At 74.2% G+C, this 14,638-nt stretch carries 10 protein-coding genes; 3 read left to right on the top strand and 7 right to left on the bottom strand.

Features of this window, described 5'->3' with window-relative positions; genetic code table 11:
- The first annotated feature begins 113 nt into the window (after positions 1–113).
- The 3 genes from AC2TEW_RS01565 (at position 114) to AC2TEW_RS01555 (ending at position 2,971) form a co-directional block, all read left to right on the top strand.
- Positions 114–1,103, top strand: coding sequence for a ParA family protein (locus AC2TEW_RS01565; protein ID WP_484621425.1), 990 nt, complete (start codon positions 114–116; stop codon positions 1,101–1,103).
- Positions 1,100–2,209, top strand: coding sequence for a ParB/RepB/Spo0J family partition protein (locus AC2TEW_RS01560; RefSeq protein WP_484621424.1), 1,110 nt, complete (start codon positions 1,100–1,102; stop codon positions 2,207–2,209). Before AC2TEW_RS01565 ends, AC2TEW_RS01560 begins: the two co-directional genes overlap by 4 nt.
- Before the next feature lie 144 nt (positions 2,210–2,353).
- The gene (locus AC2TEW_RS01555) at positions 2,354–2,971 is read left to right on the top strand and encodes a GNAT family N-acetyltransferase (RefSeq protein WP_484621423.1); all 618 of its coding nucleotides are present in this window, start codon (positions 2,354–2,356) and stop codon (positions 2,969–2,971) included.
- Between the two features lie 188 nt (positions 2,972–3,159).
- Here AC2TEW_RS01555 and trxA read toward each other — a convergent pair whose 3' ends face one another.
- The 7 genes from trxA to AC2TEW_RS01520 form a co-directional block, all read right to left on the bottom strand.
- Complete coding sequence (gene trxA, locus AC2TEW_RS01550; protein ID WP_484621422.1) at positions 3,160–3,492, bottom strand: thioredoxin; 333 nt, start codon at positions 3,490–3,492, stop codon at positions 3,160–3,162.
- 217 nt (positions 3,493–3,709) lie between these two features.
- Complete coding sequence (gene trxB, locus AC2TEW_RS01545; RefSeq protein ID WP_484621421.1) at positions 3,710–4,675, bottom strand: thioredoxin-disulfide reductase; 966 nt, start codon at positions 4,673–4,675, stop codon at positions 3,710–3,712.
- Positions 4,676–4,923: 248 nt separating this feature from the next.
- On the bottom strand, positions 4,924–5,952 hold the full coding sequence (locus AC2TEW_RS01540) for a zf-HC2 domain-containing protein (protein WP_484621420.1): 1,029 nt from the start codon (positions 5,950–5,952) through the stop codon (positions 4,924–4,926).
- Positions 5,949–6,734, bottom strand: a complete 786-nt coding sequence (sigM, locus tag AC2TEW_RS01535) for an RNA polymerase sigma factor SigM (protein WP_484621419.1) — start codon at positions 6,732–6,734, stop codon at positions 5,949–5,951. The genes AC2TEW_RS01540 and sigM overlap by 4 nt, the downstream gene beginning before the upstream one ends.
- A gap of 23 nt (positions 6,735–6,757) precedes the next feature.
- Positions 6,758–9,316, bottom strand: a complete 2,559-nt coding sequence (locus tag AC2TEW_RS01530; protein ID WP_484621418.1) for a protein kinase family protein — start codon at positions 9,314–9,316, stop codon at positions 6,758–6,760.
- 266 nt (positions 9,317–9,582) lie between these two features.
- The gene (murJ, locus tag AC2TEW_RS01525) at positions 9,583–12,102 is read right to left on the bottom strand and encodes a murein biosynthesis integral membrane protein MurJ (RefSeq protein ID WP_484621417.1); all 2,520 of its coding nucleotides are present in this window, start codon (positions 12,100–12,102) and stop codon (positions 9,583–9,585) included.
- A 47-nt stretch (positions 12,103–12,149) separates the two neighbouring features.
- Positions 12,150–14,591, bottom strand: coding sequence for a DUF6049 family protein (locus AC2TEW_RS01520; protein WP_484621416.1), 2,442 nt, complete (start codon positions 14,589–14,591; stop codon positions 12,150–12,152).
- Positions 14,592–14,638: the final 47 nt, after the last annotated feature.

Below are 14,638 nucleotides of genomic sequence, written 5' to 3'. Positions count from 1 at the left end.
ACATTCCGGGCATCGTGTTTCACGTGAAACGTCGCTCCCTGCTTTCCGGAATCCTCGGCCGCAGCCGGGCGGTGACTGTTGCCGCTCCGGTTTCACGTGAAACACTGACCCCCATGCAGGACTCGGAGACCATCGACCTGATCGATGACACCCCCATCGCGCGGGCCGCGCAGGCGGCCGTCCAGGCCGTGGGGCGCACGGGAGAAGGGCTGCCCAGGCCGGCCGCCACCAGAGTGATGGTGGTGGCCAACCAGAAGGGCGGGGTGGGCAAGACCACCACCACCGTCAACCTGGCCGCCTCGCTGGCGCTGCACGGGCTGCGCGTGCTGGTGATCGACCTCGACCCGCAGGGCAACGCCTCCACCGCGCTGGGCATCGACCACCACGCCGAGGTGCCGTCCATCTACGACGTGCTGGTGGAGGGCAAGCCGCTGGCCGACGTGGTCCAGCCGGTGGTGGACGTGGAAGGGCTGTTCTGCTGCCCCGCCACCATCGACCTGGCCGGCGCGGAGATCGAGCTGGTCTCGCTGGTGGCCCGGGAGAGCCGGCTGCAGCGGGCCATCGCCGCGTACGAGCAGCCGCTGGACTACATCCTGATCGACTGCCCGCCCTCGCTGGGCCTGCTGACGGTCAACGCCCTGGTGGCCGGCCAGGAGGTGCTGATCCCGATCCAGTGCGAGTACTACGCGCTGGAGGGGCTCGGGCAGCTGCTGCGCAACGTCGAGCTGGTGCGCGCGCACCTCAACCCGGTGCTGCACGTCTCCACCATCCTGCTCACCATGTACGACGCCCGGACCCGGCTCGCCTCGCAGGTGGCCGAGGAGGTCCGGACCCACTTCGAGCGCGAGGTGCTGAGCACCGCGATCCCGCGCTCGGTGCGGATCTCGGAGGCGCCGAGCTACGGGCAGACCGTCCTCACCTACGACCCCGGCTCGACCGGTGCGCTGTCGTACCTGGAGGCCGCCCGCGAGCTCGCGCTCCGCGGCGCGCCCGGGGCCGCGGACGCACCGGCCGCCGGCTTCGGCGGGGTGGGCCAGCAGCGGAACGGCGCGGGCGGGCAGCCGGCGCCGGTGGCACAGCACAGCACGGAGGAGAACCGGTGAGCACGCGCAGAGGGCTGGGACGGGGGCTGGGCGCACTGATCCCGGCCACCTCGCCGGCCGCAGGGACCGCGGCAGGGCAGGCCTCGGGCCAGGAGACCGCCACGGTGGCCCCGGCCCGGACGCCCGGGACCGACGGACCCGCCGCCGTGCCGGCCGGCCGCGGCACGGTGGCGGCCAAGGCCGCCGCGGAGAGCCTGCGGGAGCTGGCGGCGGAGGCGCTTCCGCGCAGCACCATGGAGGCCGTGCTGGCTCCGGTGCACGGCGCCCGGTTCGTCGAGCTGCCGCTGGACGACATCCGGCCGAACCCGCGCCAGCCCCGTGAGTACTTCGACGAGGACAAGCTGGCCGAGCTGGTCGCCTCGATCAAGGAGGTGGGCCTGCTCCAGCCGGTGGTGGTCCGCCAGGTCGGTGCGGACCGCTACGAGCTGATCATGGGTGAGCGTCGCTGGCGGGCCTCGCGGGAGGCCGGCCTCGACCTGATCCCGGCGATCGTGCGGGCCACCGAGGACGACAAGCTGCTGCTGGACGCGCTGCTGGAGAACCTGCACCGCGCCGAGCTCAACCCGCTGGAGGAGGCGGCCGCCTACGACCAGCTGCTGCGGGACTTCTCCTGCACCCACGACGAGCTGGCGGACCGGATCGGCCGCTCCCGCTCGCACGTCTCCAACACCCTGCGGCTGCTGAAGCTGCCGCCGCCGGTGCAGAGCCGGGTGGCGGGCGGGATCCTGAGCGCGGGCCACGCACGGGCGCTGCTCGCCCTGCACGACCCCGAGCAGCAGGAGCGGCTGGCCACCCGGATCAACGCGGAGGGGCTCTCGGTGCGGACCACCGAGGAGATCGTCCAGCTGATGAACCGGCCGGAGGAGCAGGACCGGGCCCGTCCGGCCGCGCCCAAGGCGGGCAAGCTGCTGTCGCCCGCCTTCAACGAGCTGGCCGGCCGGCTCTCGGACCGCTTCGACACCCGGGTCAAGGTCGAGGTCTCGCAGCGGAACGGCAAGCTGGGCAAGGGCAAGGTGGTCCTGGAGTTCGCCTCGGTCGAGGACCTGAACCGGATCCTGGACGGGCTGGCGCCCGGCGAGGAAGGGCTGCGGCTGTCGCAGGGCTGAGCCGCGCGCCGGTGGTGATGGCTGGTTGTGGGTGCATGTTTCACGTGAAACGTGCACCCACTTCGTCTGGGTAGGAAGCTCGGAGGTGGGCGGCCGTCCCCGGGGGGATCCGGCCTGCCCGGGCTGACGAGGAGGTGTGGGGGAGTGGGACGCAGGATCGCTCCGCTGACGCTGGACAATCTCCCGGACCTGCCGGTGGGGTGCCGGTCCTGTGTCTTCTGGGAGCTGGACCCGGTGAGCGCGCGGGTGGCGGTGGAGGCGGGCAAGGCCGAGCAGGAGAAGGAGACCTGGATCTCGGCCGTGCTGCTGGAGTGGGGGACCTGCGGCCGGGTGGCTTACGTCGACGGCCGGCCGGCCGGGTTCGTGCTGTACGCGCCGCCGGCCTACGTGCCGCGGTCGCAGTCCTTCCCGACCAGTCCGGTCTCGCCGGACGCCGTCCAGCTGATGGTCAGCCGGGTGCTGCCCGGCTACCAGGACCAGGGGCTGGGGCGGGTGCTGGTCCAGACGGCCGCGAAGGACCTGATCGCCCGGGGGTTCAGGGCGATCGAGGCGTTCGGTGCCGGCAGCGGGGAGACCCCCAGCTGCCTCCTGCCCGCCGAGCACCTGCTCGCGGTCGGGTTCAGGACGGTGCGTCCGCACCACCGCTATCCGCGGCTCCGGCTGGAGGCGCGTACCACGCTCTCCTGGAAGGGCGACGTGGAGGGCGCGATCGAGCGGCTGCTGGGCGGAGCGCGCAAGGAGCCGGCCCTCAGGCCGTTCTGAGCCGTCCGTACGCTCGGGCCGTTCCGAGCCGTCCGCGCTCTCGGGCCTGGCGCGTGGAGCCGCGGGGCACCGCGGACCACGAGGTACGGCGCCGAGGAGCACGAGGAGACGGCGGAGGGCTGTCCCCCACGCTCGGGGGACAGCCCTCCGCCGTACCGGCCGCGCCCGCGGGGGTGCGGCCCGGGTGCTCAGAGCCCGAGGAACTCCGACAGCTCGCGGAGCAGCGCCACCTTGGGACGCGCGCCGGTGATGGTCTTCACCAGCTCGCCGTTCTGGTAGACGTTGAGCGTCGGGATGGAGATCACGTTGTAGCGGGCCGCGGTCTCCTGGTTGGCGTCGACGTCCAGCTTGGCGATGGTGATCGCGTCGCCGTGCTCGGCCGCGATCTCCTCCAGGACGGGGGCGACCTGACGGCACGGGCCGCACCAGGTGGCCCAGAAGTCGACCAGGACGGGCTTGTCGCTCTTGAGGACGTCGGCGTCGAAGGTCGCGTCGGTCACGGTGATGGTGGCGCCGGCCACGGGAACTCCTAAGGGTCACGTACGGGTGGTGCCGGACCGGGTGTGGGACGGCTCGGCACCTTCGAGAGGGACAACAACGGCGGGTGCCGTTCTGTTTCTCGGGTGGGGGGCTGGTCCTGCGGCGCCCTTCCGCAGGGGTGTTTCACGTGGAACGTCGGGCGCCGGGGAGGACCGGGGCGCCCGGACCGAGTGGTCCGGGCGCGTCGGGATCGCTGCCTCAGACCGCGACGGCGGCGGCCTGGGCCTCCAGGTCGGCGAGCGAGGCGAGGTAGCGCTCCGCGTCCAGCGCGGCGGCGCAGCCGGTGCCGGCCGCGGTGATGGCCTGGCGGTAGGTGTGGTCGACCACGTCGCCGGCGGCGAAGACACCGGGGATGTTGGTCCGGGTCGAGGGGGCCTCGACCTTGAGGTAGCCCTCGGCGTCCAGGTCGAGCTGGCCGGTGAACAGGTCCGTCCGCGGGTCGTGGCCGATGGCGATGAACAGGCCGGTGACGGCCAGCTCGCGGGTGTCGCCGGTGGTGGTGTCGCGCAGGGTCAGGCCAGTGAGCTTCGGGTCGCCGTGGATCTCCTCGACCGCGCTGTCCCAGGCGAAGCTGATCTTCGGGTCGGCGAAGGCGCGCTCCTGCATGGCCTTGGAGGCGCGCAGGCTGTCCCGGCGGTGGACGACGGTGACGCTGCGGGCGAACCGGGAGAGGAACGTCGCCTCCTCCAGCGCGGTGTCGCCGCCGCCGACCACGGCGATGTCCTGGTCACGGAAGAAGAAGCCGTCACAGGTGGCGCACCACGAGACGCCGCGGCCGGACAGCGCGTCCTCCCGGGGCAGGCCGAGCTTGCGGTGCTGCGAGCCGGTGGCGACGATCACCGTGCGGGCGCGGTGCACGGTGCCCTCGGAGTCGGTGACGGTCTTGATGTCGCCGGTCAGGTCGACCGCGACGATGTCGTCCGGGACGAGCTCGGCGCCGAACTTCTCGGCCTGGGCCCGCATGCCGTCCATGAGCTCGGGGCCCATGATGCCGTCGCGGAAGCCGGGGAAGTTCTCCACCTCGGTGGTGTTCATCAGGGCGCCGCCGGCCGTCACGGCACCCTCGAAGACGAGGGGCTTGAGGGAGGCTCGGGCGGTGTAGAGCGCAGCGGTGTACCCGGAGGGCCCGGAACCGATGATGATCACATTACGGACGTCGCTCACTGCATCTCCTGGTTCGCATCGCGACCCGCGCATCTGCGGGGAGGGCGGTCCTGCTCCGCCGCCCGGGACAACGACTGACCAGTCTCCCGCATTCCCAGGCGCCGGCGCACCAGCCGCCCGCAGTGCGGGCATGTCGGGCGGTGGAACGGCTCGATCCTGAGGTCAGGGCCAGGATATCCCTTTTGTCCGCAGGTCCACCGGAGGGCGGCTCCCGGCGGACGTTCGAGGGGCAGCCCTCAGGGGGCAGCTCAGGGGGCCGGGACGCTCCGGTGCAGCAGGACCGTCGCACCGGGGCAGTCGGGGGTCACCAGGTAGACGTCGACCTGGTCGGTGCGGCCGGGCAGCGGATAGACCAGGGCCGTGACGGCGGTCGTGCCGTAGCGGCCCGCTCCGGCCGCCAGCGGGGCCTGGCCGGGGTGGCCGGCCGCCAGCGCGACACAGGCGGGCAGGCGGGTCGCCGCGTCCTGGCCTCCGTCGTCGGGACTGCCGGCGTTGGGACCGGTGCCGGGGGCCTTGGACGGAACGGGCGCGGTGGAGCCGGTCCCGTTGTCGGGCTGAAGAGCATGGGGAGATGCGGGGGCAGGCCCGGTGGCCCGGCCGAGCAGCTGGCGTACCTGGGCGGCCAACTGGTCCTCGCGGTACTCCGGCAGGGCGTCGGCGGCCTTCGGGGAACGGACACCGGGGGCGAGCGCGGCAGTGTGACCGCTGTCCGAGCCGGCGGCGGAGGTCGCCGCGCTGCTGCCGCTGTCCCAGGGCCGGGCGTACAGCAGCGAGCCGAGGGTCACCGCGGCGGCGAGTACGGCGGTGCCCAGCAGGATCCGCCCGGTCCGGCGGCGCCGGGCGCGGCCGGGGCCGGAGCTGGACGCCGGGCGGGTGGCGCCGTCCGGGCGGCCGGCGGGGCGGGCCGGACCACGGGGGTGGCCGCCAGTCGGTGCCTCGCGATCAGCGGCCGCGGGCACGCGGGTACGCGGGTCGGTGGCGCGGGGCTCGGCGGGACGGGGCCCGGTGGGATGGGGTTCGGCCGCCAGCGCCGCGTCGATCCGGGCGGCCACGTCGGCGGGCATGGGGGGCGGTTCGTCGTCGCCGAGCAGCCGGGAGACCTCGGCCAGGGCCGCCCAGGTGTCGGCGCACTCCGGGCAGTCGGCGAGATGCCGGTGCAGCTCCTCGGCGGTGGCCGGGTCGGTCAGGTCCTCGGCGAGGTCGGCGAGCAGTTCGATGTCGGGGTGGCCGCCCGGGTCCGGGGAGCCGGACGACGGGGAAGGGGTGAGCGGCGTCATCGCTTGGTCACGTCTCCTTCCAGGGCGGAGGCCGGTCGCACCGGACCCGGTGATGGGACGGCCGCGGGGCCGGATGGGTTCCCGGACCGTGAATCCCGGGACGACGGTGCCTCGTGGGACGGCGGTGTTTCACGTGAAACGGGCCGCGCCGGTGCGGAAGCAGCGGTCGACGGTGGCCCGGGTGGCTCGGGTGGCTCGGTTTCACGTGAAACACCGCCCGCCCGCAGATGGCGGACCAGCGGGAGCAGCTTGGCCCGGCCGCGGGCGCAGCGGCTCTTCACGGTGCCCACCGGGACCTCCAGGACCTCGGCCGCCTCGGCCACCGAGTAGCCCTCCATGTCGACCAGGACCAGCGCGGCCCGCTGGTCGGCCGGGAGGGTGGCGAGTGCGTCCGTCAGCTCGCGGCGCAGCTCCGAACGGACGGCGGCCGTGTCCGCGCCCTCGGAGCTGCCGAGCGCGGTGTCCAGGCGCTCCGGGTCCCCGTCCAGCGGGGTGGTGCGGCGGGTGGCGGTGCGGCGGGCCCGGTCGAGGCAGGCGTTCACCACGATCCGGTGCAGCCAGGTGGTGACGGCCGAGCGGCCCTGGAAGGTGTGAGCGGCTCGGAACGCCGACACCAGCGCGTCCTGGAGGGCGTCGGCGGCCTCCTCGCGGTCGCCGAGGGTGCGCAGGGCGACCGCCCAGAGCCGGTCCCGGTGGCGGTGCACCAGGACGCCGAAGGCCGCCGGGTCGCCGGCGGCGTGACGGGCGAGCAGTTCGGCGTCGTCGGGCTCCTGCGCCGCCATTCCCGCCCCCTCTCCGGTACCGCTCAGCCGTTCACCTTGATCTCGGCCACCTTGCCGCGGAACCTGTCCCCATCGTTGGGGATGCCGGTCAGCCAGATCAAGAGGTAGCGGGTGGTGATCGCCTTCTCGGGCTTCAGCTGCACCTGGCTGCCGGAGCCGGAGGCGACGGCCGCACCGAAGGAGCGGTAGCCGGCCTCGTCCGGGGAGGGAGCGGAGGAGACACCGGCCGGTGCCGCCTTCAGTTCGACCTTGTGGTCGCCGAGGAAGGTGAGGTCGACCGAGCTGACCTGCTTGGCGCTGCCCAGGTCGACCAGGATGCCGGTCCCCTTCTTGTAGGCGGCCTCGGCGAACTGGTCGATGTACCCCTGGGTGGTCCAGGCGGTGGCGGGGTTGTCGTCGTGGGCGTTCGGCAGTTCGGAGCTGTGCTCGTCCTTCTCCTGGCCGAAGGCGTTGAACGTGGAGAGCGCGGCGATCGGGAGCCGGGCGCTGGTCGGGGCGGTGGAGGCGCCCGGCCCGCTCGGCGTGGGAGTCGGCTGGCCGGTGCTGTGCGACGGGTGGTGGTTCATCCGGTCCACCAGCTGCCAGGAACCGAGTCCGATGGCGGCCAGCGCCACCAGGGAGGCGGTCCACTTGGCCGCGGTCAGCAGACGTCGGCGCGGGCGTACGGGCGGCGGCGCGACCGGACGCGGGGCCTCCGGCCGGCGGTTCGGCTCACCGCCGGGCAGCGGCCGGGACGGTGCCCCGGTGGCGGCGGCGCCCCGGGAGGACGGGTAGCGCGGCGGGGTGAACGCGGGCGGTGCGGCCGGTTCCGGCTGGCGGATCTTCGGCAGCAGGGCGATCGCCTTGGCCAGCTGCTCGGGGCTGGTGATGGGGTCCTGGTGGTGCGGCGGGTGCTCGCCGAGCGCCCGCGCGGCCAGTTCCGACAGCCCCTTGTGGACGCCCGCCTTCACCTGGTCCGGCGGGACGCACCCGAGCCCCTTGGGCATGCCCTGGAGGTCGTACCGGTCCTCCGGGTAGGGCCAGCGGTGGGTCAGCGCGGCGTAGAGCAGCGCGCCGATCGCCTTGGTGTCGGTCCGCTCGGCGTCTTCGGTGGACAGGCCGCGGATGGCGGCGTCCACGGCGATGCCGTTGATCCGGTACTGGCCGGTCTCGGTGCGCAGCACACAGGTCGGGGTGAGCCTCAGGTGGGCCTGCCCGCGGCGGTGGGCGGCGGCGACCGCATCGGTGACCTGGCGGACCATCTGGTAGGCCTCGTACGGCTCCATCGGGCCGCCGGCCAGCAGCCGGGCCAGGTCGGAGGCGTCCGGGAGCCACTCCCGGATGACGTAGACCAGGTCGCCCTCCTGCACGGCGTCGAGGACCTGGACGAACCGGGGGTCGCCGAGCAGCGCCGCGGACCGGGCGGCGGTCAGCACCGCCTTGGCGCGCCGGTGGCCGGCCGCGAGCAGGTGGACGCCGACGGCGCGGCGGAGCTTCTCGTCGACCGCTCGCCAGCTGCTGAAGACCTCGGTGTGGGTGATGCACTCCTCCAGCCGGTACCGGTCGGCGATCCGGTCGCCGCTGTGTCGCAGCGGGGCCGCGAGCGTGGCGGGGAGGGTGGCGGTGTCGGCGTCCAGGGTCTCCGTGCTGGTGGCGGGCTTGGCGGCGGGCCGGGACGCGGGAGCGGCGGCGGCCCGGGACGACTTGGCGGCCTTGGCGCGGCGGGCGGCCCCCTCGGCGAGCTCGGCGGCGATCTCGGCGGCCGAGAGGGGGGCGGTGGTCTCCGAGGGCTCTTCGGACCCGGCCGGCTCCTCGCCGGGCTCGGCGGCCGCAGCGGTCGCGGTGTCCGCACTGTCCGCGCCAGCCGCACCAGCCGCACCAGCCGCACCAGCCGCACCGGCGGCGATGGCCGCGGTGTCCGCGGTGGTGCCTGAGGCGGGCTTGGCCGGCGCGGGCTTCGGGGACCCGGCGGGCTTCGGCGCGCGCGTGCTCTTCGCGGGTGTGGCGTCCGCGCCGTCCGTGGGGTCCGCGGCATCGGCGGAGTCTGCCGGCTTCGCGGCGCCCTCGGGCTTCGCGGTACGGACGGTACGGGCGGCCCGGGTCGCCTTCGCCGGAGCGTCGGCCGGTGCCAGGTCGGCCGGTGCCGGGGTGCTCGGCGCAGCCGGGGTGGCGTCGGTGGGGGTGGTGCCTTCGGCGGAGCCGTCGGCGGGCGCCGGGGTGGCCGCGGCGGGCCCGGTGTGGACGGCGGCCCGGGACCCGGTCCCGGCCGTCGTCGCAGCGCCTGCAGTGGCGCCCGTGGTGGCGGCTGTCGCGGTGGCGGACTTCGGGGCGGTCGCGCCCGCCTTGCCGGAGGCGGCCTTGGTGCGCTTCCCGCCCTTCGGGCCCTTGGCGGCCGCGAGGGTCGCGGGTGTCGGGCCCGAGGGCTTGACGGCGGTGTTCCGCCCGCCCTTCGGGGACGGATCGGCGGCGCCCGAGGCGGGCTCGGAGGCCGGCCCGTCGGTCGACTGCGCCGCGGGCTCCTCGGGAAGCTCCCCGAGTGCCATGGCCAGCGCCGCCGCGTCCGTCACGGACGTGTCGACAACCGCCTTGGTGCCATCAGCCACCGTGGTCCTGCCTCCCCTTGTATCGCCCCGGTACCGAGAAGTCTGGCTCCGGCCCGCCCGTGGCGGGGGCGGCGGGTGCCAGGACAATTGTGCCCACTCCCAGCCCCCTGCTACGACCGCTGAGGGGCCCGACTGGTTGCGTATTCGTGGACAGCCAGGGGGGATTCCGCCGGGACCGGGCCGGATTCGGTGAAGATCGCCGAAACCGGCCCGGAGTAGGCCACCTGAGGGAGCAGGAGATCGGGGGTGGTCCGGTTGACGCCGGGTCAACGTCCGAGCCGGCCGCGGACCATTCCGAGCATCGCGTTGAGCTCCTCGATCCGCATCCGGCGGGCCAGCAGCAGGAACACGCCGAGCTGCAGCGCGGCCGCCACCAGCAGCGTCAGCACGCTGCCCGGCCAGCCGTCGAGCGCGCCGTCGAGCAGCAGCTCGACGGCCAGGCCGACGGCCGCGGCCGGCAGCGAGGCGATGCCGAGCCGGACGTAGGTCTTGCCGATCCGGGCGGTGTCCAGCCCGCCGATCCGCGCCTTGAGCTTGGGCACCGCGACCGCCACGCCGACCGCGTACGAGATGCCGTAGCCGAACGCCATCCCGGTCACCGCCCAGCGGTCGGGCAGCGCCAGGTAGCAGAGCACGGCGGTACCGGCCTGGGTCAGCGCGACCCAGACCGTGTTGGAGAACGGCGTGCGGGTGTCCTCGTAGGCGTAGAAGCCGCGCAGCAGCACGTACTGCACCGAGTACGGGATCAGGCCCAGGGCGAAGGCCGAGAGCATGAAGCCGACCGCGGTGGTGCCGTGCGCCACCGCGCCGCCGTTGCCGAGCCCGTAGATGGCGTTGCCGATCACCGGGCCGAGCGACAGGAACAGGAAGGCGGCGGGCACGATCGCCACCGCCGAGGTGCGCAGCCCGTACGAGAGGTCGTCACGGACGGCGCCCTGGTCGGCGTCGGCGGCCGAGCGGGAGAGCCTGGGGAGCACCGCGCTCATCACGGAGACGGTGATCACGGCCATCGGCAGCTGCCAGATCAGCAGGGCGTTGGAGTACGCGGCGAGGCCGACGCCCAGGTACCCCTGGCTCTCGGCAGCGGCGCCGGCGGAGGTGGCGAGCTGGGTGACGACCAGGTAGCCCGCCTGGTTGGCGAGCACGAACAGGAAGGTCCACTTCGCCAGCCGGGCGGCCTTGCCGAGGCCGTGGCCGCGCCAGTCGAACCGGGGCCGGAAGCGGAAGCCGGAGGCCCGCAGGTACGGGATCATCGCCAGCGCCTGGACGGCCAGTCCGAGCAGGGTGCCGATGCCCAGCAGCCTGACCCCCTCGGGGGAGATGGTGCCCGGGGTGACCTCGGTGCTCTCGAAGGTGCCGAAGACGTAGATGTACATCGCGAACGTGAAGATCACCACGATGTTGTTCAGCACCGGGGTCCACATCATCGCGCCGAACCGGCCGCGGGCGTTGAGCACCTGGCCCACCACGACGTGCACACCCATGAAGAAGATCGTCGGCAGGCAGTACCGGGCCAGCGCCACGGTGGTGTCGGCGCTGGCCGGGTCACGCATCAGCGAGTGCGAGATCAGCTGCACCAGCACCGGCGCCGCCAGCACGGCGACGAAGACCACGCCGGCCAGCCCGGCCATCACCAGGGTGAGCAGCCGGTTGGCGTAGGCGGTGCCGCCGTCCTCGTCGTGCTTCATGCTGCGGACCAGCTGCGGCACGAAGACGGCGTTCAGCGCGCCGCCGCCGATCAGGATGTACAGCAGGGTCGGCAGGGTGTTGGCGGCGTTGTACGAGTCGCCCATGGTGCCGACGCCGATCGCGGCGGCGATCACCATGGTGCGCAGGAAGCCGGTGCCGCGGGAGACCAGGGTGCCGGCCGCCATCACGGCGCTGGACCCCAGCAGGCCGCTCACCCGCTCGGCGGCGGAGCGCCCCTCGGCGGGTGCGCCCGCCGCAGCGGCCGTCCCCACCCCGTCGCCGGCCGGGCCGTCCCCGCCGGGCGCCCCGTCGCCGGGGGAGGTGCCGGACTCCGGGCCGGCGGGTGGCGCGGTGTCGGCCGCGGCCTCGGCGGCCAGGGCTGCGGCCGCGGCTGCCCGGACCGCCGCGTCGGCCTGCAGGAGGGCCTCCTCCTCGGACAGCGGCGGGTCGAACTCGATCGGGGGGACGAACTGGTGCGGCTCGTCGGGGTGGTCGGGGTCGTCGCCGGAGCCGCCCTCGGGGCCACCGCTCAGCAGGGCGTCCACACCGATGTAGCGGCCGTCGTCCAGCTCCCAGGGGGCGGGCTGGCGGACCGGTCCGGGGTCGGGCGGCGGCACCGCGGCCAGGCCGGCCCAGCGGCTGGCGGGAGCGGTCAGCTGCGGCTCGGGCTCGGGCTCCGGTTCCGGCTCGGGCTCGGGCTCGGATGCGAGGTCGGACGCGGGATCGGGGTCCGGCGCGGCGGCCGTTAGCTCGGCGGGGCCGGCGGTCTCGGCGGCCGCCCGGACCGCGCCGCCCTCGGTATCCGCGCCGTCCGCGCCGTCCTCGACATCCGCGACGGCGAGGTCCAGGACCGCGGTGTCCGGCGCCCCGGTGCCCCGGCCCTTCTGCTGCGGCGGGAGTGCGGCCGAGGCCTCGGCGACCCAGACACCGTACGGGTCCGGCCCGGCCGTGCCGTCGTACCCCTCGGTCGCGAACGGGTCACGCGCGAAGGTGTCCGCGACGTACCAGTCGGCCGCGGACCCGGTGGAATCGGCGCCGCGCTCGCGCGGCCTGCCACTGCCCTGGCTCTCTGCTCGCTCCTCGCGCGGCCCGGTCATGCCACCTCAATTCGCTGCTGGGGGCGGGCGCCCGGTGCGGTGCGCCGTCAGTGACCAACCTTCTCATCACCGGTGGCCCGAACAGCGGTTTCCGCGGCCGACTCCGGCTCCGCGTCGGTCCCGCCGACTCCCGTGCCGTCGGGCAGGTCGGCGGCGGCGTCGTCGGCGGTGGCAGCCGGGTCCGGACCGGCGTCCGGACCGGCCTCCGGACCGGCCTCGGGGGCGCCGCCCCCGGGAGCGTCGTCCGCGTCCGCCGGCCCGTCCGCCCCGCCGTCCTCGCCGGCGGCGCGCTTCTTGCGCTGCAGCGAGAACCGGATCCCGGCCAGCACCATCAGCACCACACCGCCGCCGATGACGTACAGCACGCCGTTGGTCACCGAGGTGACCTCGACCATGAAGGTCACCGGTGCGCCGTAGCGCTGCGGGTTGGGGCCGGTGGTCCAGAGCTGCGCGGTCATCTGCACGGAACCGTTGACCTGCGCCTCGGCCGGGAAGCGGAAGGTCCTGCTGGTGGTGCCGTCCAGCACCACCGACTCTGCCGGGCCGACGTTGAGCCGGTTCAGCTGGCTGGAGGTGAGCCGCAGCTCCAGGTTGCCGACCGCCTGGTTGAGGTCGTTCTTGACGCTGACCTGCAGCGTCGCGTTGTCACCCGGCAGGGTGACGTCGCTCTTCGGGGGCAGCCTGACCGCGGAGGTGAGGTTGTCCAGGTAGTGCTGCACCCCGTCGCGGTAGGACACCCCGGCCGTGCCCTGGTCGCGCCACTGCGTCGACATCGACCGGATCATGGCCGCGCTGAACGGGCCGCGCACCCGCTGGGGCTGCGTGAGGATCAGCATCAGCTGGTCCAGGCTGTTCTGCAGCGACATGGTCTTCCCGAGCGCGGACGAGGACAGCTCGGTGGCGGCCAGCTCCTGCGGGTACCCGTTCTGCACGGCCGTGGTGGCGTCCGGATCGGCCTTGGCGGCCGCCAGGGTGTGCAGCGTGACCGGCGCGGTCCAGCCGCCCTGCCGGGACTTGAGCACCGCGTCGGCCAGCACGCCGGCGGTGGCGGCGTCCAGGTTGCGCGGTGGGAGCACCAGCAGGCCGCGCGGCTGTTCCGGCATCTGGCGGTTGACCAGCAGGGTCTCGGCCAGGAACCGCTGCACCGCCTCGGTGCGGGCCTCGGGGGTCTTCAGCTCCTGCTGGAACAGTCCCGAGATGGTCGAATCGGCCACCACCGCGGTCTGGCCGTTGCCGATCGGGCGGGCCGCACCGGGGGTGTAGGCCAGCGAGTCCGCCTCCGGCAGCGAGGCGCCGTCCACCAGCACCAGCTGGCCGCCCGCGGTCAGGGCGGTGGCCGCGGTCCGGCGGTCCAGCCGGCCCTGGTAGGGCCAGGCCACGTCGGACTTCACGTCCACCGCCAGCCGCCCCTCGGCGGTCAGCCGGCCGGCCGTGGAAGCCTTGCGCAGCGCGGTCTCCATCCCCGGCAGCGAAGCACCGTTGTGCGCGATCGACGCCAGGTCCGGATCGGCGTACGGCAGCGAGACCACCTCGTCCCCGGCGGTGGCCACCGAGGTACGCAGCAGGGCCAGCCACGCCACCGCGGCGTCCCTGCCGGTCCCGGGGACGGTGTTGTCCTCGCGCGCGGACTCGCCGCCCGTGTTGGGCTTCTGCACCCGGTACGGCTTGGTCATCGCGAACACGGTGTCCAGCAGGTCCGGATCGATCATCCAGGTCAGGTTCGGCAGCGTGGCGCCGGTGGTCACCAGCTGGTGGAGCCGCCCGCCGGGGGAGAGCTCGCCGACCAGGCTGTCGTCCCGGAGCACCGGCGTCTGGTCGTTGTCCGGCATGGTCTGCGCGACCAGCTCCGGGGCGTGCGTGATCGGCCACACCACGGAGAGCTGGGTCTGCTTGTCGGTGGGCTCCACGTTGTACGGCAGGAAGGTCCGCGCGATGCCCAGCACCCGCTCGTGGCCGCCGCCCGAGGTACCCCAGACATCCACCGCCAGCTCGTACACCCCGGACTTCGACAGTTCCAGGTCCGCGGTGGTGACCGGGATGCTGAAGTCGTGGGACTGGCCGGGGGTGAGGTCGCCGAGCGGGACCTCGGCGTTCGCGACGTCGACCCCGTCGGTGCCGGTCGGCGTGGACCGCTGGGCGACCAGCATGACCTCGTTCCTGGTACCCAGCTTCTTGCCGGACACCGGGGCGCGGACCCCGATGTGGGCCGACTTGATGTCGCCGTGGCCGGAGTTCACCACCTTGCCGGTGACCGTCACGGTGCCGTTCTCGCCGGCCACCGCCGGGGTGACCGTGCTGATCGTCATGGTTGCCGGGTAGTCGGCGGCGGGGGCCGCCGGTGCTGCGGGCGAGGCCGCGGCCGGCAGCGCGGTGGCGGTCAGCAGGACCGTACCGGCCGCCAGCAGGCCGCCCAGTCGCCGCACCGTCCGGCGGGCGAGAGCCGTCCGCCGGATGCCGGCCGGGGCCGACCCCACGCTTCGCTGGTCCACGCGCTTCGCCCTCGCCGTCGTCCGTCGTCAAAGAATTCGGTCACGCG

It is taken from the genome of Kitasatospora sp. NEAU-CNBT7 (genome assembly GCF_057220535.1).
This window is presented reverse-complemented; position numbering and strand designations above follow the sequence as displayed.